This is a genomic window from Rhizobium sp. AN5 (assembly GCF_900215255.1).
Taxonomy (GTDB): domain Bacteria; phylum Pseudomonadota; class Alphaproteobacteria; order Rhizobiales; family Rhizobiaceae; genus Agrobacterium; species Agrobacterium tumefaciens.
Window position 1 is genome coordinate 1 of record NZ_OCMJ01000005.1, and the last position, 22,947, is coordinate 22,947.

The 22,947-nt window shown below is 58.3% G+C and carries 29 protein-coding genes; 24 read left to right on the forward strand and 5 right to left on the reverse strand.

The window, feature by feature from the left end:
- The 5 genes from CRP02_RS26730 to CRP02_RS26750 all read right to left on the reverse strand — a co-directional run.
- Positions 1 to 370: DUF5131 family protein (locus CRP02_RS26730; RefSeq protein WP_143539339.1), on the reverse strand; the 370-nt coding region annotated here is incomplete at its 3' end.
- Positions 363 to 542, reverse strand: coding sequence for a hypothetical protein (locus CRP02_RS26735; RefSeq protein ID WP_097172947.1), 180 nt, complete (start codon positions 540 to 542; stop codon positions 363 to 365). The genes CRP02_RS26735 and CRP02_RS26730, both read right to left, overlap by 8 nt.
- On the reverse strand, positions 539 to 1,354 hold the full coding sequence (locus tag CRP02_RS26740) for a hypothetical protein (protein ID WP_097172948.1): 816 nt from the start codon (positions 1,352 to 1,354) through the stop codon (positions 539 to 541). Before CRP02_RS26740 ends, CRP02_RS26735 begins: the two co-directional genes overlap by 4 nt.
- A gap of 76 nt (positions 1,355 to 1,430) precedes the next feature.
- Positions 1,431 to 1,622 (reverse strand): hypothetical protein, encoded by a 192-nt coding sequence (locus tag CRP02_RS26745; RefSeq protein WP_097172949.1) that lies wholly within the window; start codon positions 1,620 to 1,622, stop codon positions 1,431 to 1,433.
- 560 nt (positions 1,623 to 2,182) lie between these two features.
- Positions 2,183 to 2,605 (reverse strand): hypothetical protein, encoded by a 423-nt coding sequence (locus CRP02_RS26750; RefSeq protein ID WP_097172950.1) that lies wholly within the window; start codon positions 2,603 to 2,605, stop codon positions 2,183 to 2,185.
- 518 nt (positions 2,606 to 3,123) lie between these two features.
- Here CRP02_RS26750 and CRP02_RS26755 point away from each other — a divergent pair.
- The 24 genes from CRP02_RS26755 (at position 3,124) to CRP02_RS26875 (ending at position 22,943) form a co-directional block, all read left to right on the forward strand.
- Positions 3,124 to 3,591: a hypothetical protein gene (locus tag CRP02_RS26755; protein WP_179784177.1), complete on the forward strand. Its 468-nt coding sequence runs from the start codon at positions 3,124 to 3,126 to the stop codon at positions 3,589 to 3,591.
- Positions 3,588 to 3,845 carry a hypothetical protein gene (locus CRP02_RS26760; protein WP_097172951.1) on the forward strand — a complete coding sequence of 86 codons (258 nt, stop codon included), beginning with the start codon at positions 3,588 to 3,590 and terminating at the stop codon, positions 3,843 to 3,845. The genes CRP02_RS26755 and CRP02_RS26760 overlap by 4 nt, the downstream gene beginning before the upstream one ends.
- Positions 3,845 to 4,075, forward strand: a complete 231-nt coding sequence (locus CRP02_RS26765; protein ID WP_097172952.1) for a DUF6525 family protein — start codon at positions 3,845 to 3,847, stop codon at positions 4,073 to 4,075. The genes CRP02_RS26760 and CRP02_RS26765 overlap by 1 nt, the downstream gene beginning before the upstream one ends.
- On the forward strand, positions 4,072 to 5,418 hold the full coding sequence (locus CRP02_RS26770) for an MT-A70 family methyltransferase (RefSeq protein WP_097172953.1): 1,347 nt from the start codon (positions 4,072 to 4,074) through the stop codon (positions 5,416 to 5,418). The genes CRP02_RS26765 and CRP02_RS26770 overlap by 4 nt, the downstream gene beginning before the upstream one ends.
- On the forward strand, positions 5,418 to 6,479 hold the full coding sequence (locus CRP02_RS26775; RefSeq protein ID WP_097172954.1) for a phosphoadenosine phosphosulfate reductase family protein: 1,062 nt from the start codon (positions 5,418 to 5,420) through the stop codon (positions 6,477 to 6,479). Before CRP02_RS26770 ends, CRP02_RS26775 begins: the two co-directional genes overlap by 1 nt.
- Positions 6,476 to 8,266 carry a DNA cytosine methyltransferase gene (locus CRP02_RS26780; RefSeq protein WP_097172955.1) on the forward strand — a complete coding sequence of 597 codons (1,791 nt, stop codon included), beginning with the start codon at positions 6,476 to 6,478 and terminating at the stop codon, positions 8,264 to 8,266. Before CRP02_RS26775 ends, CRP02_RS26780 begins: the two co-directional genes overlap by 4 nt.
- Positions 8,263 to 8,787 (forward strand): hypothetical protein, encoded by a 525-nt coding sequence (locus CRP02_RS26785; protein ID WP_097172956.1) that lies wholly within the window; start codon positions 8,263 to 8,265, stop codon positions 8,785 to 8,787. Before CRP02_RS26780 ends, CRP02_RS26785 begins: the two co-directional genes overlap by 4 nt.
- A 33-nt stretch (positions 8,788 to 8,820) precedes the next feature.
- Positions 8,821 to 10,038, forward strand: a complete 1,218-nt coding sequence (locus CRP02_RS27360; RefSeq protein ID WP_143539340.1) for a helix-turn-helix domain-containing protein — start codon at positions 8,821 to 8,823, stop codon at positions 10,036 to 10,038.
- A 173-nt stretch (positions 10,039 to 10,211) separates the two neighbouring features.
- Complete coding sequence (gene nusG / locus CRP02_RS26800; protein ID WP_179784178.1) at positions 10,212 to 10,703, forward strand: transcription termination/antitermination protein NusG; 492 nt, start codon at positions 10,212 to 10,214, stop codon at positions 10,701 to 10,703.
- Positions 10,704 to 10,934: 231 nt separating this feature from the next.
- Positions 10,935 to 11,507 (forward strand): hypothetical protein, encoded by a 573-nt coding sequence (locus tag CRP02_RS26805; protein ID WP_097172960.1) that lies wholly within the window; start codon positions 10,935 to 10,937, stop codon positions 11,505 to 11,507.
- A gap of 179 nt (positions 11,508 to 11,686) precedes the next feature.
- Positions 11,687 to 12,292 (forward strand): hypothetical protein, encoded by a 606-nt coding sequence (locus CRP02_RS26810; protein WP_323455396.1) that lies wholly within the window; start codon positions 11,687 to 11,689, stop codon positions 12,290 to 12,292.
- A gap of 17 nt (positions 12,293 to 12,309) precedes the next feature.
- Positions 12,310 to 14,424, forward strand: a complete 2,115-nt coding sequence (locus CRP02_RS26815; protein WP_179784179.1) for a phage terminase large subunit family protein — start codon at positions 12,310 to 12,312, stop codon at positions 14,422 to 14,424.
- Positions 14,421 to 16,076 carry a phage portal protein gene (locus CRP02_RS26820; protein WP_323455397.1) on the forward strand — a complete coding sequence of 552 codons (1,656 nt, stop codon included), beginning with the start codon at positions 14,421 to 14,423 and terminating at the stop codon, positions 16,074 to 16,076. The genes CRP02_RS26815 and CRP02_RS26820 overlap by 4 nt, the downstream gene beginning before the upstream one ends.
- Complete coding sequence (locus tag CRP02_RS26825) at positions 16,076 to 16,333, forward strand: hypothetical protein (RefSeq protein ID WP_080823777.1); 258 nt, start codon at positions 16,076 to 16,078, stop codon at positions 16,331 to 16,333. Before CRP02_RS26820 ends, CRP02_RS26825 begins: the two co-directional genes overlap by 1 nt.
- An 11-nt stretch (positions 16,334 to 16,344) precedes the next feature.
- Positions 16,345 to 17,388, forward strand: coding sequence for a head maturation protease, ClpP-related (locus tag CRP02_RS26830; protein WP_097172963.1), 1,044 nt, complete (start codon positions 16,345 to 16,347; stop codon positions 17,386 to 17,388).
- Between the two features lie 53 nt (positions 17,389 to 17,441).
- Entirely contained in the window at positions 17,442 to 17,879 is a 438-nt protein-coding gene (locus CRP02_RS26835) for a head decoration protein (protein ID WP_097172964.1), read from the forward strand.
- A gap of 89 nt (positions 17,880 to 17,968) precedes the next feature.
- Positions 17,969 to 19,021, forward strand: a complete 1,053-nt coding sequence (locus tag CRP02_RS26840) for a major capsid protein (protein ID WP_097172965.1) — start codon at positions 17,969 to 17,971, stop codon at positions 19,019 to 19,021.
- A gap of 58 nt (positions 19,022 to 19,079) precedes the next feature.
- Complete coding sequence (locus tag CRP02_RS26845) at positions 19,080 to 19,463, forward strand: hypothetical protein (protein WP_143539341.1); 384 nt, start codon at positions 19,080 to 19,082, stop codon at positions 19,461 to 19,463.
- 14 nt (positions 19,464 to 19,477) lie between these two features.
- Positions 19,478 to 20,230, forward strand: a complete 753-nt coding sequence (locus tag CRP02_RS26850; RefSeq protein ID WP_097172967.1) for a hypothetical protein — start codon at positions 19,478 to 19,480, stop codon at positions 20,228 to 20,230.
- Positions 20,227 to 20,787, forward strand: coding sequence for a phage baseplate assembly protein V (locus CRP02_RS26855; RefSeq protein ID WP_097172968.1), 561 nt, complete (start codon positions 20,227 to 20,229; stop codon positions 20,785 to 20,787). The genes CRP02_RS26850 and CRP02_RS26855 overlap by 4 nt, the downstream gene beginning before the upstream one ends.
- Before the next feature lie 9 nt (positions 20,788 to 20,796).
- A complete protein-coding gene (locus tag CRP02_RS26860; protein ID WP_097172969.1) occupies positions 20,797 to 20,997 on the forward strand; it encodes a hypothetical protein in 201 nt (66 codons plus the stop codon).
- Positions 20,948 to 21,331 (forward strand): GPW/gp25 family protein, encoded by a 384-nt coding sequence (locus CRP02_RS26865; RefSeq protein WP_097172970.1) that lies wholly within the window; start codon positions 20,948 to 20,950, stop codon positions 21,329 to 21,331. The genes CRP02_RS26860 and CRP02_RS26865 overlap by 50 nt, the downstream gene beginning before the upstream one ends.
- The gene (locus CRP02_RS26870; protein WP_097172971.1) at positions 21,328 to 22,281 is read left to right on the forward strand and encodes a baseplate J/gp47 family protein; all 954 of its coding nucleotides are present in this window, start codon (positions 21,328 to 21,330) and stop codon (positions 22,279 to 22,281) included. Before CRP02_RS26865 ends, CRP02_RS26870 begins: the two co-directional genes overlap by 4 nt.
- On the forward strand, positions 22,278 to 22,943 hold the full coding sequence (locus tag CRP02_RS26875; RefSeq protein ID WP_097172972.1) for a phage tail protein I: 666 nt from the start codon (positions 22,278 to 22,280) through the stop codon (positions 22,941 to 22,943). Before CRP02_RS26870 ends, CRP02_RS26875 begins: the two co-directional genes overlap by 4 nt.
- Positions 22,944 to 22,947: the final 4 nt, after the last annotated feature.

Sequence of the window (22,947 nt, forward strand, 5' to 3'; positions counted from 1 at the left end):
TCATAGGGCGCTTCGTCAGAAGCAACCAGACAAGGTGCGGGGTGGCGCGGATAAGGTCGAATAGATCCCGGCGCCATTCTTCGGGAATGGCGTTATCGAACACGTCAGCCAGCGAGGCGCAGAACACAAAGGGGCGCGTGCCTTCCTTGGCGGCCGTGGCGTTCCATGCCAGCGGCTTGCGCCAGTTGGCGGCGCTGGTGCGCGCGCGGGTGCCGTTGCCTTTGCCCGGCCCGCCCCACTCGGCGCGGTGCATGCGGGTTTCCATCAGGTGGGCGGCGTAACAGCCATCACATGCCGGCGCGATGCGGGTGCAGCCGATCCAAGGATTGAACGTCATATCCGCCCACGAAATGTTGGTGCTGTCAGCCATGGGAAACCTTCTTCAAAAACTTGATGCTCTTGATAGCGCCGGGGCGCTGGCGCTCGGCCTGCAAACCAGCCAAAACTGAATCGGTGGCGGTTGTCGTGACCGTCGCGCCGTCGCGATAGGTGACGCGGAAAAGGGATTTAGGCTTGCGGCTGGGGCTGGGACTGGCGCTCATCCTTCGGCGGCCTCGGCTGCTTGGTTTGCCTTCGGCTGGGTCAGGAAATGTTCCGGAATTGTGCTTGCCTCGGCCGGCTTGAAACCCATCCAGACGCCAATGAACTCCGGGCAATCCGTCATCTGAAGAATGAACATTTGCGCATCCGTCTTGTCGGCTTTGCGAGGGCAATGAACAAGAATGGCTTTTGGATGATCGTTTACCAGCACCTCAATCAGCGGATTGAAAAGTGCCGGCACAACCGGATTAAAGCAGATCGACGGATAAGTGATCTGGCTGGCGGCGAGCAGTGCGCGCCAGTCCATGGCTGCTTTTGTCGGCATCAGCCGGTAGTCCAGCCCGCGCGTATGATCCCGCACGCTGCACGGGGCGGAATAAAGGGCAGGCTGAAACTCGCCATTCTGCTCGGCCCATGCTGGATTGCGCATTTTCGGGCTGATGTGCATGCCGGCCGAATAGACGTAGACCATGCCGGGCTGAAGCCATTCCGGCACGGTCACCGCATACTCCTCACCCCAATAGGTCATGGGTGGAAGCGCAACACCCTTGGCGGCGGCAAAGGCGGCATCCGGAATGTCGAGCGTAGCCGGCGCTTCTATGAAGCCCTCTGGATCGTGGATGATGGCGGTGGCGTGGCCGGTTAATGCGATGATGTAGACGCCGCCAATGTCGGCCGGTTCAAGCCTGATGCTTCCGTACATCAGATGGAAGGGGTGAACCTCGCGAGCGTATTTCACAAAGGAATGCAGCGGGTGAAGGTACTTGGCCTGAAATCCGCCGAGGCCAAACTTTGGTTCTGTCGTATCTGTCATCGCTTGTCGCCCTGTCCGTCTCTTCGGGAAGCCGCACCAGCCTGCGCAGGCGAAGGTGCGGAAACCGGAAGGGACGTTAGGCCGCTTCGCGATTCTGGCGACTGTTGGCCTCGGCTCGTGCGTCCGCGTGGCAGGTGTCAACCTCTTCCTGGGTGAACTGCAGCAAGAGAGTTTCGCGGGTGCAGTTGTCCGGATTGTCAATCATGTACTGCGCCATCTTGCTGATGACGCTGGCTTTCTTCTTCTGGTCTATGCGGTGCGATGCCATGCTTGCCGATCCATCCTAATGTTGAAGGATGGGCGGCAATGTTCATTTCGAGGGAACGCCGCCCATCCGGGAAATCCCGACCGCGAGGGTTTCAACGGTTCGTGATGGAGCAATCATGTCTCTTAATTTGATACATTCGTCAATGTAAAATGTATCCTTTTACGAAACTTATTGTGCAATTCGGCTATGTATTTGATTTCTTAGGACGCTCTAATTGTAATCATATTTCTCATGGAATTTTTGCGATGAAAACCACACTAGGTTGTGAACAAGGAATTTTTTCCTTGTCTATGTTCTCATTTTGTTCCATCTTAACCCCGAGTTTTAGGGGATAGGAATGCAAGAGAATACTCGAAGAAACTTGTTGAAGGCACCCGTTGGTGTCGCGGCAATGTGCATGGTGGGCGCGGCGTCCCGGCCCGAGCCTGCTCCTCGAAAAGGCCACCTGGTATACGCCGACAAATTGCGGCAGGAACTAGCGGAAAACTACGGCGGATCGTGGAGTGTAAACATTCACGAAGACATGGCCTTCGTGATGCTTGTGAGGACTGGAAGCCCTGCTAATCAACCGATGCCTTCATATACACCATAGCTGCGTCAAGCGCCGTTTTGCGGTGCTTTTCAGGCGTGCGGTTATAGAGTTCGAGAAAGGCGTCCAGATTTTCGTCGCCTGTTCTGGAAGGCGGAACCGGATATCCCGTGACTAAAGATATGTCGTACATATCTGATGCGCTTAGCTCTTGCCGGCCTGAAATCAGCTTGTTCAGCTTGCCGCGAGTTGGCGTCCAGCCGCAGTTTTCAGCCAGCAACGTCACGACAGCCGTTTGCGACCCGTAACCATCGCCGGTTTTATAAGTGATCGCTTTTTTGATCCATTCTCGCATGCCCATTTTGTATCTAAAAAAGAAACCAATGTATGTTTCTTTGTTGGACACGCTTGCCGCTTGCTTTTGTGTCGAATTTCGATACATGTTCGAATCCATGGAACATCCTATTTGTAAATATCGCCGCGAGCGCAATCTCTCCCTGTACGCCTTCGGGCGGCTGGTGAATGCGTCAAAGGGTATGGTTTCAAAGTGGGAGTCTTGCCGCGCGTTTCCGCGTCCGCAGCACATCGAGCTAATCGAGGACGCTACCGGCAGGGAGGTTTCAGCAAGTGACCTCGTTCGCTACTTCAATAAATTCAACCGGGCTGCTGGTGGCGATAGATGATAACTGAATACACCGATCTGGTGCCGATAAGTCCTACAGTGCATCAGCCAGCCGCGAAGATGTCCGCACATCTTCGCGGCGTCCGTTTCAATTGCGTGGCCATTCCTCCCGGCCTGCTGCGGCCCGCGCCGGGGCGCAATCTCACTGCTGCTCTGGCGCGGGTTTCTGACTTTGCTTCGCATCGGGTGATCTCCGTAACTCTGTAGCTGTCACCTGATTACGCCGTCCGCGAACGGCATTCACGGAATCATTTCCAAATTTAATTTCCTTGCTTTTGTGGGGTCTCTAAGTGCGTTCAATTTCCAAGATTACCGAAGCGGCCCTCAAGGCCAACACACAGGCGGCTTATGATGCTGTCGGCGGCGTCACCTCGGCCGCGAAGATCATCGGCGTTGGCAGTCCTGTTCTTACAAAATACGCCTCGCCGGACCCGCAATGGGCTTCAAGCTTCATCCGCGTCGATCTGGCTCTCGATCTTGATCGCCGTTCGGCGCATCCATTCATCCTCACTACGTTAGCGCGTGAAGCTGGTTATTCGCTGGTGAAAGATGATGGCGGCGCGGCGGAAGTCAGCCTCTGCCCCATGGGTCTGTTGCGCCTTGACGGTGTACTCGACGATGTTGTTCGTGAGCTGGCATCGGCCCTTTCGGACGGCCATCTAACCGCCGCTGAGAAAAAGGCGGGCCTCAAGGTTGTTGGTCTGGCAAAGCAGCACTTGGCGAAGGTCGCCGAGATGTTGATCGGCGGTGACGAATGAAGCCCGCCCGTTCATCGCCTGCCACACAACTCTTTCTAAAGCCGCTTAGCCGGCTGGATCAGCAGTTTCTCTTCATGCTTCGTGATGTGGCGGGCGGAAAGATAAACCTTATTCGCGTCTATGACCGTGACCGCGCCAAAGCCTGCACAGAAGCGGGGTATTGCCGGATCGAAGAACCGAAGGCCGGGCCAGCTCGCGTCTATCTGAAGGATAGCGGCCGGCGCTACCTCGATGCCATCGTGAGGGTTGACTGATGGACGGTCCGGACCGGCTTCCTCCCCCCAATCCAGAAAAGGCCGCGACGATGCGGCGTTTCGATGCTCTCCCTGTCGATGCTCGCCGCGCCATATCTGGTGCGGCTTTCCAGTTTCACCCGCAAGCGGCCGAAAAGATGCTTGCGCGGGGCGTGACGGGCAAGCGCGTCGGCGAAAAGCTGAAGGCTTCGGATCACGGTAACTACGTGCGGACGGAGCCTTCGATATGATTCCGGAACCGAAGAAGAAGATCGCGATAGCCCGAACCATCGGCAAGATTGTCGTGGGCAACCGTCTGCGAAATCTCGATGAAGCGAAAGTCGTTTCCTTTATGGATTCGATAAAGCGTGATGGCTTGAAAACCCCGATAACCGTCTTCGGAAAAGAGGATGATGTCACCGTTCGTTTGAGTGCCGGTGGGCATAGGCTGGAAGCCTGCGCGCGGCTGGGAATGTCCACCATTCTTTGCTTTCATGAGCTGGGCGACGAAACGGACTGCGAGCTTTGGGAGATTGATGAAAACCTGATCCGCGCCGATCTGACGGCCGCAGATCGGGCGCTGTTCCTCGCGCGACGTAAGGAGCTGTATCTTATCAAGCACCCGGAAACGGCGAATGGCGCGACAGGAAATGGCCGTGCGAAGGTTCGCCAAATTGGCGAAGCTACTTTGGAAGCTCAACGCTTCACCGCCGCAACAGCGGACGCCATCGGTCAAAAAGAACGAACGATTCAACGTGATGTTGAGCGTGGTGAAAAGATATCAAGGGTCGCCTTGCAAACATTACGAGGCACGCGGCACGACAAAGGTGTGACGCTGGATCAATTAAAGCGCCTTGCCACGCCGGAAGCACAGGAGCGGTTTGCCCGCGATCTAATCGCCTCGGACAAGGCTATAGCCGCTGAAAGCAAGCAAATTCGAACAGCGCAGCAGGCCAGTAATCGCGAGGCCAGATTGCGAATGGTTGGGCTGATTTCAGATCAGGGCAAAAGATCAACGGTCGAAATGCCTCGCGCTGCCTATCCAATTATCTACGCCGATCCACCTTGGCAGCAAGAGGCTTGGAGCGATGAAACGGGGCAAGACAAGGGGCTGAAGTACCCTGCGATGTCACTTGAGGAAATCAAGGCGCTTTGTGCTGGCGATAAAAGCCCTGCAACACAGTCTGCTGAATTGTGGTTATGGGCGACCGCTAATCGCACGAAGCACGCTCTTGAAGTGATGGAGGCTTGGGGCTTCGAATTCGTCACTGAGATCATTTGGGATAAGATAGATATTGGCATGGGTCGCCATGTGCGTGATCGGCACGAAAAAATCCTGATCGGAAAGCGCGGACCTATTTCAATCGCCCCGTTGATGGGAATGCAGCCCCCCAGCCTCTATGCCGAAAAAAAGACCGAACATAGCCGCAAGCCGGTGTGGTTCGCAGAGCAGATTGATAGGCAATGGCCGGGGCTGCGCAAACTTGAGCTTTTCCAGCGCAAAGAAAGTCTTGCCGAGGGTGATATCCGCCTGAATGGCATGTGGGACTTTTGGGGTAATCAGGCCGGAACGCCGGAAAGCGAGGCGACATAATGTACGTCTCGCGTGCTGTTGAGATTGATGCGCTGATTGCCAGAGATTGTCCGGTCGCCATAGGTGTATCAGGTGGTAAGGACAGCCAGGCAGCGGCTTTGGCTACTTTCCGCCATCTGGACGCTATCGGTCATGCTGGCCCTCGCATCCTGATCCATGCCGATCTCGGGTTGGTTGAGTGGAACGATAGTCACCCGATTTGCGAAGAACTTGCAGACCATCTGCGGTGTGACCTCGTTGTGGTTCGTCGCAAGGCTGGCGGGTTGATGGAGCGTTGGGAAAGCCGTTGGGTGTCTAGCAAAGTTCGCTATGAGCTGCTTTCAACCGTTACCCTTGTTCCGTGCTGGTCAACGCCAGACATGCGGTTTTGCACCTCGGAGCTGAAAACCCACGTCATCATCGCTGACCTGAAAAAGCGTTATCCAGATCAAGAAATCATAAACGTAACCGGAATCCGCCGCGCTGAAAGCCGCAATCGCTCGCGGATGGCGGTATTCGACGGTGATGCCAAGGGCAGGGTGTGGAATTGGCGTCCTATTCTTGATTGGACCGAAGAAGAGGTATTTGCGGCTATTGATGCCAGCGGATTGCGTCCGCACCCTGCATATCGTGAGTTTGGTATGGGCCGCGTGTCCTGCCGCTTCTGCATCATGTCAAATGTGTCGGATTTGGCGGCGGCCTCCGCTCAACCTGAAAGCCATGACCTCTATCGCCGGATGGTCGCTCTTGAGGCTGATAGTGGTTTTGCGTTTCAAGGCGCGCGCTGGTTGGGTGATGTTGCCCCGCTCTTATTGGATATCGATCTTTCCCGGCGACTGGCCGCAGCCAAGCGGCTTGCCGATGTGAGGCGTGAACTTGAGGGGCATATCACCCCCGAAATGAAATACGTCAAAGGCTGGCCTTTGCGCATGCTGACAAATGACGAGGCCGAAAAGCTTTCATTCATCCGGCGCAACGTTGCTGGTCTGTATGGGTTCAATAGTCCGGTTCTGTACCCTGATGAAATTCATGCGCGATATGCGGAATTGCTGGATGAAAAGGCAAGGAAGGTGGCGGCATGAACGCTCATGTTGGCGCACTTTTCGCAAGCACGCTTCTGGCGGTCGCTCCTGCCATCGGTCCAAACGGGCCGTACATCATCGATAGCTTTGCAGGTGGCGGTGGCGCTTCGACCGGCATTGAGCAAGCGCTCGGCCGGTCGCCAGACTATGCCATCAATCATAATGCTTTGGCGCTTAAGCTGCATGAGGAAAACCACCCGAACACAATCCACCTTTCGGAAAACGTCTACAAGATCGACCCGCTAGACCATCTGCGCGGCAAGCATATCGGGTTGGCGTGGTTTTCGCCTGACTGCAAGCATTTCAGCAAGGCCAAGGGCGGAAAGCCTGTCGAGCGCAATATTCGTGACCTCTGCTGGATTATTCCAGGTTGGATCGAACGCATCCAGAAGAGCGGCGGCAAGGTCGATGTCGTCATGATGGAGAACGTCGAGGAGTTCAAGGATTACGGCCCGCTCATCATGACGCCGCGCGGCCTGATGCCCGACCCCGAAAAGAAGGGGCAAGATTATCGCAAATGGTGCAAGGCTGTTCGCAAACTCGGCGGCAAAATGGAAAGTCGCGAGTTGCGGGGGTGTGATTTTGGCGCACCGACGATCCGCAAACGGCTGTTCATTATCATTCGTTTTGACGGTCAACCAATCGTGTGGCCGGCTCCGACGCATGGCCGTCCGGATGATCCAGACGTTATTGCTGGCCTAAAATTGCCTTGGCCTATCGTCGGTGACTGCATCGATTACAGCATTCCGTGCCCCTCGATCTTCAATACCGTAGCAGAAATCAAGGAAAAGCACGGCGTGCAGGCCAAGCGGCCCCTTGCTCCTAACTCCATGGCACGGGTCGCGCGGGGCTTTGACAAGTTCGTAATGCGTGCCGGTCGGCCGTACCTGGTCAACCTTACGCATGGCGGACGTGTCGAGGACTTGGGCCAGCCGGCACGAACGATCACGGGCGCTAAGCGCGGTGAAAAAGCCCTTGTCGCGCCTGTCCTGACGTATGCCCAGCAGGGCGGGGCAAGCCGGTCTGTCAAAACGCCGGCGCACACCATAACTGCCAGCGGCAAAGACCAGAATGCCGTCATTTGCGCGTTCATGGCACAGCACAATAACGATAGCCGGCGCGCTGGCGGGGTTAACCCCGGCCGTCCGGTGGATGCGCCGTTGGCGACCCTCACGCAAACCGGAAGCCACCAGCAGCTCGTAGCCGCTTACGTGGCGCGCGATTTCGGCACCTCTACCGGCCATAGCATGATGCAGCCTTGCGGCACGGTAATGCCGGAAGGGCAGGGCAAAACCCGCCTGATATTGCCGTTCCTTCAATCCTATTACGAGACTGGCGAGGGTTCGCGCGGTGATGAGCCGATGCGGACGGCGACCTGTAAGGCGCGCCACGCTCATCTTGAGGCGGAAATCGGCATTCCGCCATTCACGGAAGCGCAAGCAGTTCGCGCGCGACAGGTGGCGGATTTTATGCGGTCCCATGGTCTGTGGGACGAACGTGAGTTCGTCACGCTGGAAATCGACGGCCTGACATTCGTTGTTGTCGATATCGGGATGCGTATGCTGACGCCTCGCGAGCTTTACACTGCGCAAGGCTTCCCGGCTGATTACAAGATCGACGGCTACTATGATCGTTCTCGGATCGGCCATAACGGCGGTCCGCAATGGGTTCCGTTCTCCAAGGAAGTGCAGATATCCTGTGTTGGTAACAGCGTTTGCCCGCCCGTGGCAAAGGCGCTCGCCGCTGCGAATTGCAACCACTTGGCCGTGCAAGCGGTGGCGGCATGAGAGACCATCAGGCCGAACAAAAGAAGGTTGAGCGGGTACGCTACCTCGCGGATCGGCTGGCCGGCGATCAATGGGTAGTCGAAACCGACGATGAGCGGGTGCACCTGGTCGCATTTCGCCACATGGATGAGGCGACCATCATCGCAACCTTCAGCAAGGATGCCTTGTCGCACGAAATCGAGTTGGTCGCGCTGGGCCTCGATGTCGCCCGCATGCTTCTCGATGTTGGCGAAAGAGCAAGTAAGATCATAGCGGCCCTGCGCCGTGCGATGGGGCGAGAAGAGCGCAAGGCGCGCGAAAAGAACTATGCCGCCAATGCCGCAATTACCGTCAAGAAACCATCGTTCTGGCGCTTCCTTGAGGCGAACACGGCGGGCGGTCTGGTGCGGACAGCAACTGCGGCCGATACGCGGCTGAAAAGCGTTCTCGCGATCAAATCCAAAAATCAACTGAATGACGATGCGCAAGCGGCCGGCCGATGGCTCGATCTGCGCCGCGCTTACGAAAACTGGAAAGGGTGAAATCGAGCAAATGTCGGGGTTTAAGGACAGAAAATGAGCGAAAACAGGACACGAAAGGAGCAATCGCGGATGTGGCGTTGGCGTTGGGCAATCGGCAATTCCGATCTACCGGCGACGACGCGCGACGTTCTGCGCGTGCTTTCCGAATTCATGAACCGCGAGGGCGACCGTTGCTTTCCTCCTATTGGCGACCTGGTCGAAAAGAGCGGGCGTGACCGCAAGACAATCCGCCTTCATCTGCGCGCCGCCGAAGAAAAGGGCTGGTTGCGTGTAGAAAGCGCCGGCATGAAAGGTCAAAAATGGCGTCAAAAAAAGTATGTCGCGCGCTGGCCAGACGGTTACAGCCATCCAGAATTATTGCAGCAAGGCGGTGGCGTCATGCCCTCACCTTATGACGATGCCGGCGCTGGCGACGTGGGGGAATTGCGCCCCGAAGCTGGGGGCGGTGCGCCCCATAAGGTGGGGGCAGAGCGCCCCCTCTATAATAACTCTCCACTTACCTCTCCAATTAACTCTCCAGAAAGAGGCGCGGGCGAGCGCGCACTGACGACGACAGAGCGAAAGCGGATAAACCGCGAGTTTGAGCGTTGGAAACCGACTTGGCCGCGCCATGAGGACTACAGTCGTGACGAGGCAAAAGCGGAATGGGACAAACTGACTGACGCGGATCGTCGGGACTGCATCCGTCTGACGCCATCGTATCTCAAGTGGATCGAGGGCAGGGTGAAACCCTACAGCCCTGCAATCTACCTACGGAAGAAGGCTTGGAAAGACTTGCCACCTGCCAGCGGGCCGGTAGCGAAAGTGCCCGCCAAATCGTTTTCCAATCTGTGGATGGCCACTTGGCTTGAAATGCTCCTGACGGCATCGAACCAGCCAATCCGGTTAGCGCCGGTCGAAAAAATCATGTGCGACACGGGCCAAAAGTCTTTCGAGGAAATCCGCCGCAACAAACTGGTGGATTACTGCGCAAGCGTTGTTGAAGGCATGCTCTTTGCGGCTCGCCGGCGCGAACCTTGGCGTTGCTCGACGTTCTTGGAGCCGATTTCCGAACGGTTCCAGTGGGTCGGGCCGGATAGCGATCTGTTGGCGGCATGGAGGCGTTTGCACGAGCGCCGTTGCTGGCCGTGGTTCTCTTGGGTGCCGCCTATGGGCATGCGCTTTCCGCCTGTCGATCCGCATGAAACCAATCTCGATACGGCTGTTGAGGCCGCTATCACCGAATTTGAAACACAGATTAGCAAGGTTTGACGGGAATGCGGGGAAAGAAATCGGGGGCGCAGGCTGTGGCTTGCGCGGAAAATGAGCCATCGCAATGGCAGAAAACCGAGACAACACGAAGGCAGCGTTTAGCGTCCCAGCGCCTTGCTGACGCTGTCATGTCCCTGTTTGCTGACCGGCCAAAGGATGCAAGATGGTATTGCTTGGCGGTGGAAAGTGCAAAGGAGCTGGTTCTTGAAGAAAGCCTGAAGCGGGCGAATGTCGAACTTTACGTGCCTCGCGAACGCTTTCAGGCGGTCAAAAAGGGCGTAAAAATCGAAGGCGAACGTTCCGTTCTTTCCGGTTACATGCTGGTCCGCATCCTGCCATCGGCCCGCGCCTTTGCTGGCTTGAAAAGACAAAGCGGCGTTATCGATTTCGTCGGTAACGAAGCGGGTTATCACGTTGTCCACGACAGCGATGTGGACAAATTGAAGGCGCTTTACGAAACGAACGATATCAGCCGCATGCCTGTGGATCGCTCCATCGGGCAGGGAACAAAGGCAGATATCGTTCACGGCCCGTTCGCCGGAAAGCGTTGCGTTGTGGTGCAGGTGACAGCCTCCCGCGAGCCGAAAGCGAAGGTCTGGATTGACGGTTTTGGGGATCGCGTCGGCGTCGTCACGTTGCCTCTTGCATTTCTGAAAAAGGTGTGAGAGTCATTTGGGCAACGGATAATTCGGATTCGCCACCCTCATATGCCAGCGCTAGACGCTGCCAAAGCTAACCGGAAGGTTACAGGGAACAGGTGGTCCGAAACCCAGCCTTGCCAGCCTCGCTCTTGAGGCATCGAGTCAAGGTCAGTGCGATAGCTATGTTTTCAGAAGGCGACCCTAACCCGGTCGCCTTTTGCGTTTGTATAGGGTTTATTTCCCGGAGGCGCGTCCATGTCTGGTGTTCTGACGATCAGATGGGCCGATAGAAACCTTGCCAAGTACGGCAAGCGCCTCCAAGCGCTAAACGCCCAATTCCCGAAAGTCCTGCCGCGCATCGTCAACCAGGTGGGCAACCGCTCAAAAACGGTTGTTATCCGTGAGCTGACGAAGCAGACCGGCTTGCCACGGCAGGTTATCGTCAAGGCGATTGGCAATCCTGCGGCAGCTCGGCCCGGTCGGTATATCTACGACATGACCACGCGGGGCGGAAACATCCGCCTCAAGTATCTTCGGCCGAAGGAAACGCCGGCTGGTGTGGTCGCGAGGCCATTCGGCAAGGCAACCCTTTACCCCGGAAGTTTCATGCGTGGCGGGTTGTTCCCTGATCGCAAAGAAGTTCCGAAGTTCAACGGGCACGTTTACTACCGGCTGAATTCGTCGGGCAGCAAGATTACCTTCGCCCGGTCGGGTGTCTTCATCCCGACGGAAATGTCCACGGGCGCAACAGCCGCCGCCTTCCATCGGGTCGGCGCTCCGCTGCTCGATCAACGTGTTTCGGCGGTGCTTGATAAGCTGGTCCCGTGACCCTTCGACCCTGCCCCCTTTGAGGGGCGGCACCCCCCCCACCCCCCCCATTTAGGGACCGTATTCGAGGAAAATCGACCATACGGGACTGGGGTACTGCGGGATTTCACTAGTTGCACTTTCGAAAAGCGGTACACGCATACACGCACGATGCACGCACGCTTGCACGGATGGATTTGATGGACGAAGATTGGATTTCCATCACCGAAGCGGCTGCGCGACTGACGCAATCCGGCGACAAAGTGGACCGCTCGACGCTCTCTCGCTACCTCAAGCAGCACGCCGAAGCGTTGCCGCTTCGCGAAGACGGAAAGTCGAACAAGGTCGATTACATCGCCCTGGTCGAACATCGATCCGGCAACATTCGCATCCGTTCCGCCCCGGCCGGCACGCTCTTCAGCAGCGCGCCCAGCCCGGCACCTTCCTCGGGTGGCGTCAACAATCGCAACAAAACGCAGGCCGATGGCAACGCGCGCAAAGCGCTCGCCGACGCCGAGCTGAAGGAAATGGACCTCGCCAAACGGCGGGGTGAACTCACCACCGTTGATGAAGTCGATCAAGCCGGGCGCGATGCGGTTGCCTTAATGCAAAGTGCATTCGAGCGCGCCATCGAGCCGGAAGCCGCAACGCTCTCGCTCAAGTTCGGCTGGGACGAACGAACCGTTCGCCTCGCCCTGAAGGGCTTCGCCAAACTCGGTCTGGCGACCTTCAATGAGCAGGTGACAAAGCAGCTTGAAGCGCTGAAGCGCCAAGCCGAAGGCGGTGAACTCATTCAGCAAGAGTAATCAGGGCGGGCTTAACAGTGACCATTCACGATGCGCGCGCACGATTTCCAGAGCTTACCCATGGCGCATTGGTCCTGTTTCGCGGGATGGCCGCCGCCAGCCGGCCAACTGAAGACCTGACGATCAGCGAATTTTCTGACGAATATCGCAGGGTATCGCCGGAATCCGGTTCGCCGTGGCCGGGTAAATTCCTTACGGACCGCGTTCCATATCTGCGCGAACCGCAAGATTGCCTGCATCCGGATCATCCTGCGCGGCGGGTAACATGCCGCTGGGCGGCCCAGCTCGGCAAATCGACCGCAATTGAAAACTGGTTTTGCTTCATCGTGGATCAAGCGCCCGGCTCGATGATGATCGTGCTGCCGACGCTGGAAGAAGCCACGAAGTTCAACCGCATCAAATTGCAGCCGACAATCGAGGTATCGCCCCGGATCGCTCACAAGGTGATGCCGGTCAACAGCCGCGACGAACAGGGCAGCACGTCCGCGTTCAAGCGTTATGCCGGTGGCTTCTGCCAGATCGTCAATGCAGGTTCTTCCAAGGGCTTGCAGATGGTGTCCATCAAGTATCTGGCGATGGACGAAGTCACGGGCTACCCGGCCGATGTTGACGGGCGCGGCAGTCCGCGCGATCAGGCGCGGGCGCGTCAGAAAATGTACGGCGATCTTGCCAAGGAATGGCAGGGATCGACACCCGGCATCGCTGGCGAGTGCGCCATTACCGAAGATTTCGAGGCTGGCGACCAGCGTTACCGCTACATGCCCTGTCCGCATTGCAGCACCTATCAGGCGCTGGAATTCGATCAGATGCGCGGTCTCGATACGGAACACGGCCTGCCGGTGCACATGCGTTGCATCAAGTGTAACGAGCCTATCCTTGATGGCCACAAGCGCCAGATGGAAGAAAAAGCGCACTGGATCGCTAGGCGCGTCCATGAGGGTGACGATCCTGTGCCGGTGGCGATAGCGCCGGCCGATCTGCCGAAATGGCTTTGCCCTCCGCTAGAGGGAAGGTGCCGAGACTGGCAACCGAGCTATCACCTTTGGGCGGCTTACGCGCCGCGCGAAAAGTGGGCCGAAATCTGGAAGCGTTGGAAGGAAGCCGAAGGCAACACCACAAAGCTGAAGACGTTCTACCAGCAGGATTTGGCGCTGCCATACGATCCGGGCGGCGAGGAAATCGATCACGAAAAGATCGTAGAGGCGGCCCGCGAAGAAGGCATACCGAACAACATCATTCCCGAATGGGCGGCTTTGCTGGTCTCGGCGGCTGACGTTCAAGGCTACGGCATTAAGTGGGGTGTCTATGCCATCGGCCCGCGTGGGCAACACTGCCTTATCGACCGCGAGATTTTCGAGGGATCGCCCGACAAGTCAGACGAACCTTGGATCAAGCTTTCTGACGCGCTCTCGCGGACCTATGTCACGCCGAGCGGTAAAGAAAAGGGCTTGGACATTTCAGGTGTCGATACCGGTTGGGCGACGGACCGCGTTTACCGGTTCTGCGCCGGCCGGCCGAATGTGCTTGCTCTCGATGGTCGCGAACCCATCGGCCTGCCTTGGCTCGGAACGCCGAAAAAGAAGGATATCAAGGATCATCGCAACCGCGTGATTGCGAAAGTCCTGCTTTATCCGGTCGGCCTCTACGATGTGAAGACTGCCGTTACCGCCGCTCTCGCCAACCTGGTGCAGGGCGTCGGCGAGGATAAACAGTGGCCACGGGGCACCATCCATTTTGCTGCCAACCTTTGCGACACTCAATTCGCCGAGGAGCTGACGGCGGAACGGCTGGTCGATGAGGCCGAAGAGGCGAGAACAAGCCTGAAGCGCAGCTCGAAAAAGCTGGTCAGTCCAAAGGCCGGGCGCAAATGGAAGAAGATTCACGGTCGCCAGAATGACTGGTTTGACGTGACCGTTTACGCCTACGCGCTGGCTTGGCACCTCGAAAACAAGCGCCGGCTGACAACGGACCGCTGGGCCGATTTGATCCGTGATCTTCACGGCGAACCGGAACAGATCAACGACTTGTTCGACCTGGCCGACGAAAGCCCCTTCAGCAAGCAAAAACCGAAACCAGCGCCAGCAACCGGCAAAAAGTCGCGTCAGCGCAAACGTTGGGGGTCATACTCTTGAGTGAAAAACCTCGCCATCGCGTCAAGGCGAATTCGGTTCGGGTAACTGCCCCGGTCGCGAACAAGCCGATGGCACGAAAGATGACAGCGCGGTATCTGCGCGGCGACACGGCAGGAACTCTTGCCATGCGCCGCGCCGTCACGCGCGATGCCCGGCTCGATGTACGCGAGTCGGCCGAACGCGCCTCGGCGCTTGCCTTCGACTTCATGCAAAACAGCGGCTGGATATCGGGCGCGGTTGAACAGATCATCACCGATACCATCGGCGACGAACTGAAACTCAATCTGCGCTCCCAGCTCGAAGCTTTTGGCTACACCAAAAAGCAGGCCTCGGCATGGTGCCGCAAGGTTGAACGGGCATGGCGGCGCTTTGCGTGGAACCCGAAGGAATGCGATCTCGCCGGCAAGGCCACGATTGCCGATATGGCGGAAGCGCTTCTGCGGAGCTTCCTTGCCACGGGTGAAGGATTTGCCGTTCTCGATCAACTGCCGCTGGACGTGCAACGCCGCCTCGGCCTGACCATCGGCCTGAAGGTTTCCGTTCTCGCCTCGCATCGTTGCCCGCGCACCACCAACGAAAGCGAGGGGCTTGATCAGGGCGTCTACCATGACGAACACAACCGGGCGATTGGCTACAAGTTCCGTGTCCGCAAGAACGGTATCGAGTCCGATCGGACTATTGATGGCGCTGACGTTATCCATGTCATGGACCGCGCCGCCAACCTCAACAGCCCGCGCGGGATTTCGGTCATTGCGCCGGCGCTTAAGGTCATCGCCCAATCCGACCAGCTCGCAGATGCAACGCTCGCCACGGCGTTGATGCAGACCATCTTCGCGGCGACGATCAAAAGTCCGGAACCGAGCGACGAGGCTTTCAAGGCAATCGAGACGCTTGCCGACATGGACGCGCCCGAAGGTTTCGACGGTGACTGGGACGGCTACATTGGCGGCCTTCAGCAAGACCTGATGGACGTTTGGGGCAATCGTATCGACGCCCTGAAGAACAAGGGCATTTCGATGTCCGAGTCTGGTCGGATCAATCATCTTGGGCCGGGCGAGACTTTCGAGATGCACACGGCGGCAACGCCGGGGTCGCAATATCTGCCGTTCTTCCAAAGTCTCCTGAAGGAAATCGCCCGCTGCCTCGGCATCACATACGAGGCACTGGCAATGGATCATTCCAACGCCTCGTATTCGTCGGTTCGCATGGCCGTTGCCACCATCTGGCCAATCGTCATGCGCCGGCGTTCGCGGATCGTTGCCCCGTTCCTTCAGGGCGTGTTCGAGCGCTGGCTTGATGAAATGATCTTTCGCAAGGTCATTCCGTTCAAGGGCGGATATGCAGCCTTCAGCCGGGACCGCGAAAGCGTCTACCAGTCTGAATGGAGCGGACCGGCTGCACCATCTGCCGATGACTACAAGGCGGCTCTTGCCGTCAAGATTCGTCTGGAAACCGGTATTTCCACATTCCATGACGAATGCGCTCTGGCCGGCAAAAACGGCGAGGAACAGATCGAACAGCTCGGCATCGAAAAGAAGATGTTTGAGGCCGCAGGCGTTCCGCATCCGTTTGGCCGCTCGCAAGGCGGGGGTGGCGGGCCGCTCGGGGCTGCTGCTGTCGGCAACCGCGATCCAGCAAAGGAAGCCGCTTGATGGCCGACAATGACGATCCACTGAAGATCGATTGGTGCGCGCGCGCAGCCAAGCTGCGCCGCGTCGAGGAAGCGTTGCTTACCGGCGAGATGATGACGGAAGGCCGCTTCGGTGAAGACATGATGCGCTATTCCACCGCCTCGCTCGACCAGGTGCAGCGCGCTTTGAATGAAGCCCTCCGCAATTGCCAGATTGCGCGCGGCGAAAAACCCAAAATTCGGCGGCACGCTATCAGCGGTCGTTTCCGGCCCTACTGAGGTAATCCCAAATGGCTGCAATTCTTGAAGACGGCAAGCTTCGGCTTACCGGCTATGTCGGCGAATATTACTATGATGACGGGTTTACATCCTCGGATGTGATCGTCGCGCTCTCGCAGATCGACGGCGAGTCCGAACTTGACGTTCATCTGAATTCGCCCGGTGGCGTTGCGACAGAAGGCGCTGCAATCCACGCGCTGTTCTCGGCGCGCCCCGGTATAACGAACATTGTCATCGAGGGCATTGCGGCGTCGGCCGGTTCGCTGATCGCGATGGCTGGCGCAACCGTCACCATGACGGCCGGCTCCGTGATGATGATCCATGATCCGAGCGGCTTCACCTTCGGAAATTCCAGCGAACACAGCAAGACAATCGAGGCGCTGGAAGCCTTGGCGACCTCCTATGCCCGCGTCTATGCGGCCAAGTCCGGCCAGAGCGTCGAAGACTGCCGCGAAATCATGAAGGCGGAACGCTGGTTCACGCCGGATCAAGCTGTTGCCGAAGGCTTCGCAGACGCGACGGCCACCGCAAAGGCAAAGCCGGTTGCTGCCTTCGATTACAGCCTGTTTGCGCACGCGCCCAAAAAACTGGTTGCGCTGGCGAAGACGAAGAAATGGTCGATGGCATCCAGCCATCCGCCGAAAACCCAAACGCCAAACCCTCCAAAGGAAACTACCATGACCGATAAAGAGCGCGCCGAGCAGCTTGAAACGGAAGTCAACGGCCTGAAAGAACAGGTCGCAAATCTGACCGCATCCGCAAACGATGCCGTGAAAGATGCCCTTGAACGTCGCGCCAACATCATGGCGCTGGATGAAGCCAAGGGACGTGAAGCGCTGGCGGAACATCTGTTCAATGCCGGCAACAGCGTCGAGGCCGCCAAGGCCACGCTGTCCGTCGCGCCGAAAGCGGACGACGGCGACGGCGAATACCAGCCTCCGCGCCGCATGTTGAATGCGCAGGACTTGAACCGCGATCCGAACGGCAAGCCGCAGGCCAAGGGCGGTCTGTCCGCTCGCATGGATGCCCGCGCCGCCAAAATGAAAAAGAGCTGATCGGCTCCGCGCGCCACCCCTGAAACTCCAATTCCTTTCGAAAGGGAACAACCATGGGCACTTTGCCTGTTATGAAATTCCAGCAGACCCCCGGCATGTCCACGCTGCTGAAGAAGGAAGTAGATCCCGAAATCTCGCGCGGCGTCGGCACGCTGCTTGGCGGTACTGGCGGCGCTGCCCGCCTGGTCAAGCTCGGCCAGCTTATCGGCCGTATCGCCGGTACTGAGCAAGCCCCGGCCGGCGACAAGCTCGGCAAGCTGGTCGCATGGGACCCGGCCGCGACGGACGGAAGCCAGAAAGTTCACGGCGTCTGCCTGAAGGACTGCGAAGCGCCAAACGGCGTGGACCGCGTTGACGGTCTGCTCTATTCCCGTCGCTTCTCGGTTCTCAACCGTGCCAACATCGTCTGGCCCGCTGGCGTCACCGCCGAGCAGCAGGCCGCCGCCATCGCAGATATCGAAGACCGCCTCGGCCTGATCCTGCGCGCCTGATCCACCCTTTCCATCAATAGCCGGCCTTTCAGCCTGCACGCGCGGGACGCGATGTCCTGCGCCTTTTTCTTCACAAGGAACAATCGGCAATGCCTGAAATCTTGCTGCCTTACACCAACGTTGAACTCACTGACGAGGTCAACAAACTGCCGAATACCTTCGGCCTTCTCAATGCGCTGGCCATCGCGCCGAGTGAGCCGAAGCGTTCGCGCATAGTTCGCATCGACTTCCGCGAAGGCCAGATCGTGGTTCTTTCGCATCAGGAACCGGGTGCACCTGGTGAAGTTGCCGGCGATGATGACCAGAACGGCATCATCATTGCGATCCCGCATTTCACCCACTTTGAAAACATCCTTGTCGGCGATATCGACGGCATGCTCGAAGTCGTCAACGGCGAAATTACCGAGCGATCGCTCGATGCCGAACTTGAGCGCAAGCTTGTCATCATCCGCAAGAACCACGCGATTACCCGCGAGTTTCTGCGGCTCGGCATGCTCCGCGGTGAAATCAAAGACGGCAAGCTTCGCGTGCTCTACAATCTGTACGACACGTTCGGCGTCGAAAAGAAGGAAATCGATTTCGCGCTTGGCACGGCCGCTACGGATGTTCGCTCCAAGTGCGAAGAAGCCAGCGACCACATCATCAGCAATGCCAAGGGCGAAACGGTCGGCGCGGTGGAAGCCGTGGTCGATACGAAATTCTTCTCCAAGCTGATTTCGCATTCGAAGGTCGAAAAGTTCTGGCTTCAGGCGCAGAACGCATCCGCGCAGACGAACCTTGAACGTCAGCGCCTCGGCGGCAATTGGGGCCGTGTCTTCGAATTCGGCGACATTCTGTTCCGCGAATACAAGGGCGGTCTGCCGGTCAAGAGCAACGATGGCACCGTTTCGACGGTCAAGAACGTGGACGACAACAGCGGCACGGCCTATCCGACCGGCACGCAGTCCATGTTCCGCACCTATGACGGCCCGGCCTATCACATCGACCGCGTCAATCAGGCGCCAACGGAAGAAGAAGACGGCTCGATCTTCATCTCGACAAAGGTTCTCGATCACGGAACCGGCCTCGAAATGAAGTCGCAGTCCAACATGCTTGCCATCTGCAAGCAGCCTGACTGCCTGGTGCAGTTCAAGACCAACTGATCATCAACAAATGCCCGGCCGCCAGCGCGGCGGCCGGGCGCATTCCATGGGGATTGCCATGCCGATTTCTTCTTCTTTTCGGGCCGCGCGCGATGCGGTTGTGTCCGGCGTGGATCAAAGGTTTGCGGAGCGCATTCGCCTCTCTCCCATGAAAAACGAAAAAGCCGATCCGGACCGGCCGCAAGTGGTCATCATGGCGGTTCTGCGGACTGGCGACGAAACGGCCGGGCCTCTCGATGTCAGCGGCGGCCGGTCCCTGCACTCGCGGATCGCGGCGGGTAAGGCGGCTCTCTACATCGACCGCACCGAATATCCCGATATCGTCCTTCGCAAGAAAGACAAGCTACGCGCCTTGGATCGCCCCGGCGAACCAGTCTTTGAAGTTTCCACGGTCGATGACCGTAATCATACCCGGTTGATTGCCGGGCTTAATCAAGCCTGACACAGGTAGGTGCCATGTCCCTTGTCCGTATTGCCCTTCGCATCTGCGCCGTTCAAGCCCTGAAAGGCCGGACGCTCGTCGGCGACAACGTACTCGATAGCGAGATTGGCGCGCTAGAAACCAGTGCCGCTGGCGAACTAAAGACGCCGGAAGAAAAACAGTTCATCGCGGTCTACGCTGACGATAGCAAGCAGATGAGCGGCCTATCGTTGCGCTCTTTGGTTGCCAGCGGCGAAGTCGATCTCGTCTTTGAGGCTGGCGTAGCATCGCCGCATCTGGTCACCGATCCGGAGACGGAAGAAAAAGTTCTCATGGCCGGCCTGCCGGCGACGGATGCCAACTTTGAATTCTATCTCGACATGACCATTCGGCAGATAGCCGATGCCTTTGTTGATCCTAACAATGAATGGGCGAATATTTTCCAGCGCCTCATCATAAGCGTCGAGAAATGCCAACGCGCACGTATCAGTGGTGACACGGGTGGCGTGCGGTTGGCGGCGCATCAGATGAAGATGACCGTCAATGCAGTCGCCGAACCTGTCGCCGGTTTGCCGCTCAATCCGCAATCGCCGATGGCCGCATTCTTCGCCAAGTGCGAAAGCGACCTGGTGCACCGCGAGCCGGACATGGAGAAAAAGATCGCGCTCATGAAAGCGCAGATCGCCGGCGATGATGAAGAGCTGACGGCGGCGATGCGACGCTACGGCATGACCTACAGCGAAGCCGACGCCATGCTGTTGACGCTACCGGATGGAGGTGCGCCATGAAAGGTGCCGACTGGCTGGCTCATCATATCGAGGAACTGAACTACCGAATTGCCGATATCGAGCGGCGTGAGCGCAACCGTCGCCGCAAGGGCAAGATTGCCGAAATCAGCGACGACAAAAGCAAGTATCGCGTCGAGCTGTCCCGGCAGGGCGAAGAACCCTACCTGACGCCGTGGATCAAGGCACGCACGCTGGCTGGCGGTGGCGTCAAGGTCGATGTTCTTTACAGCATCGGCGAGCAAGTGGATGTGGTTTCGGAAAGCGGCGATCTCGCAGACGCGCAAATCGACTTCTCGACCTATAGCGACGAGAACGCCCGCGAAAACCGCGATACGCCGCTTCACATCAAGATCGGCGATGCCGTCATCGAGGCGACAGGCGAGCTTGTGAAAGTGACCGCCGCCAAGGTCATCGTCCAATCCGATAACGTGCAGCTCGGCGGCGACGGCGGCAAGCAGGTCGCGCGGATCGGCGACAAGGTGCACGTCGCCAGCGGTTCATCTGCCGGCATGTGGCCGATTGTCGAAGGCTCGGAAAAAGTCTTCGCGATAGACTGAGGAACCCCCATGAAAAACTACACGGTTCGCACCGGCTGCGAGATTGCCGGGCGCTGGCGTGATGCCGGCGAACCCATCCAACTGTCTGCCGATCAGGCCCGCGAGCTTGCGCCGCCCTTCGGCGATGTCGTCTCGCCAATCGATGAAAAGGGGAAAGAGGATGCCAAGCTCAACAGGCGTCAACGCCGCAACCGGCGCACCCCTGACTGATTGGGATCACACCCGGCAGTCAATTGACAAAATCCTCAACACGCCAATCGGCGCGCGCGTCATGCGACGTGATTTCGGTTCGGAACTGCCGGACCTGGTCGATGCGAAGATGACGCGCCGCAATGTGCTGGCGCTCTATTCCTCGGCCGCAATTGCAATCCAAAAATGGGAACCGCGTTTCCGGATGCGGTTCGGAAAAGTCAGCCGTGCCGACGCGAGCGGCAAAATCTCGCTGGAAATCTTCGGCGTCTATTATCCTCTCGGCCATCGCGGCGATTATTCCATTGCGGAAGATCAAAGCACGCGGGTCGTCATAGCGGGCAGATCATCATGACACTTGCTGTTTACGCGCCGGCCGCCATCGACGTTTCGCGCCTGCCGGCTCCGGATGCCATCGAGGCGCTGGACTTCGAAACGCTCTATTCGGCCTTCAAGGTCCGGTTTCTGGAATTCTGGAACCAGATGCGTGTCATCAATCCGGCCCTGCCGGTCTATGACGTGCAGAGCCTTGAAACCGATCCTGCCGGCATTGTCGGCGAAGCATGGTCTTATCTGCGCCTGATGGATCGCCAGCGCGTCAACGATGCATTCCGGTCGTTGCTGGCGGCCTATGCCAAGGGCGACAATCTGGAAGCCATCGCGGCCGGCCGCAACATCGTCCGTTCGGTCGTTGCGCCTGCCACGCCCAGCTCGGCCGCCATCATGGAAGGCGACGACGCCTTGCTTCGCCGCTACCTTCTGTCTTTCGATCTGCCGGCTGCTGGTTCGGCTGGCCGCTATCTCTTCGATGCCTGGACGGCGTGGCCGCAATCGGATGACAAGTCGCTCGGGATTTGGGATGCGCGGGTGAATGGCCGGGCGGTCCACGGCCGGCGCGGTGATACGGATGTTGTCATCACTGGCCCTATGGGCAGGCTTCCGACAGATGCGGAGCTTGCCGTTATCCGGGCTGCTGTCACGCATCCGGACCGCGCGCCGGAAGCCGTCGCCATCTCGGTCATGGCGGCCGGCCGCACCGAATATGCGGTTTCGCTCTCGCTGGAAATCGTGGCCGCTCGCGCCAGCGCCGCCATCATCAAGGCGGAAGCGGAAAAGCGCATCATCGCGGCGGCAACCTCCCGCATCCTGATTGGCGGCGAAATCCCGCAAGCCCTGCTTTCTGGTGCGGCCTTCGGCGATGGAGTGATCCGGGTGCGCGATCTCGCTCCTGTTATCATCGAGCCGGACCCGTACAAGGTGCCCGTCATGACCAGCCTTGATATTCAAATCGAGGTGCGGGCATGAGCGATGTAGGCGTTTTGCTTCCGCCATCGTCGGAGGAATTCGAAAAGGCGCTTGCCGCCGCAACGTCGGATGACTTGCCGATCCCTTACGCCGAGCTGATGAACCCATACCAGACGCCGGCGCGGTTCCTGCCTTGGCTTGCCGTGCATCATTCGGTCGATCTCTGGTTTGACGATTGGACCGAAGAGCGAAAGCGGGAAATGATCGCGCAATGCGCCGGCGTTTCCACGCTCTACCCCGCATCACCTCTGGCGGCGCTGAAAGGCACACTTGCCGGGCTGAAGCGCAATCTTGCTTTTGTCGATGCGGTCATTGTTGATCGCATCGCACATCCGAACCGCTTCACCTTCGGCCGGGCAGTGATCGGGCGAACGCCCATAGCGCATAAGGCATTCGTTGCGCACTACCTGGTGCGCGTGGCGCTGACCGCCCCGAGGAACCGTTTCCAGATCGGCCGCAGTGCCTTCAAACGGGCGGCGATGACGCCGGTTAATCTTGAACCTATCCGCCGCGCCAAGCTGGCCATGGCGACCTCCAAGACGCCGGAAACGCTTTACTCCGTTTCCTTCGCATGGCGGCGCGGCATCACCTTTGACGACAACATCTTCATCGACGGAAGCCATGCCATCGGCGGTTACATGGATCGCAAGCGGCTGGATTGAGGGA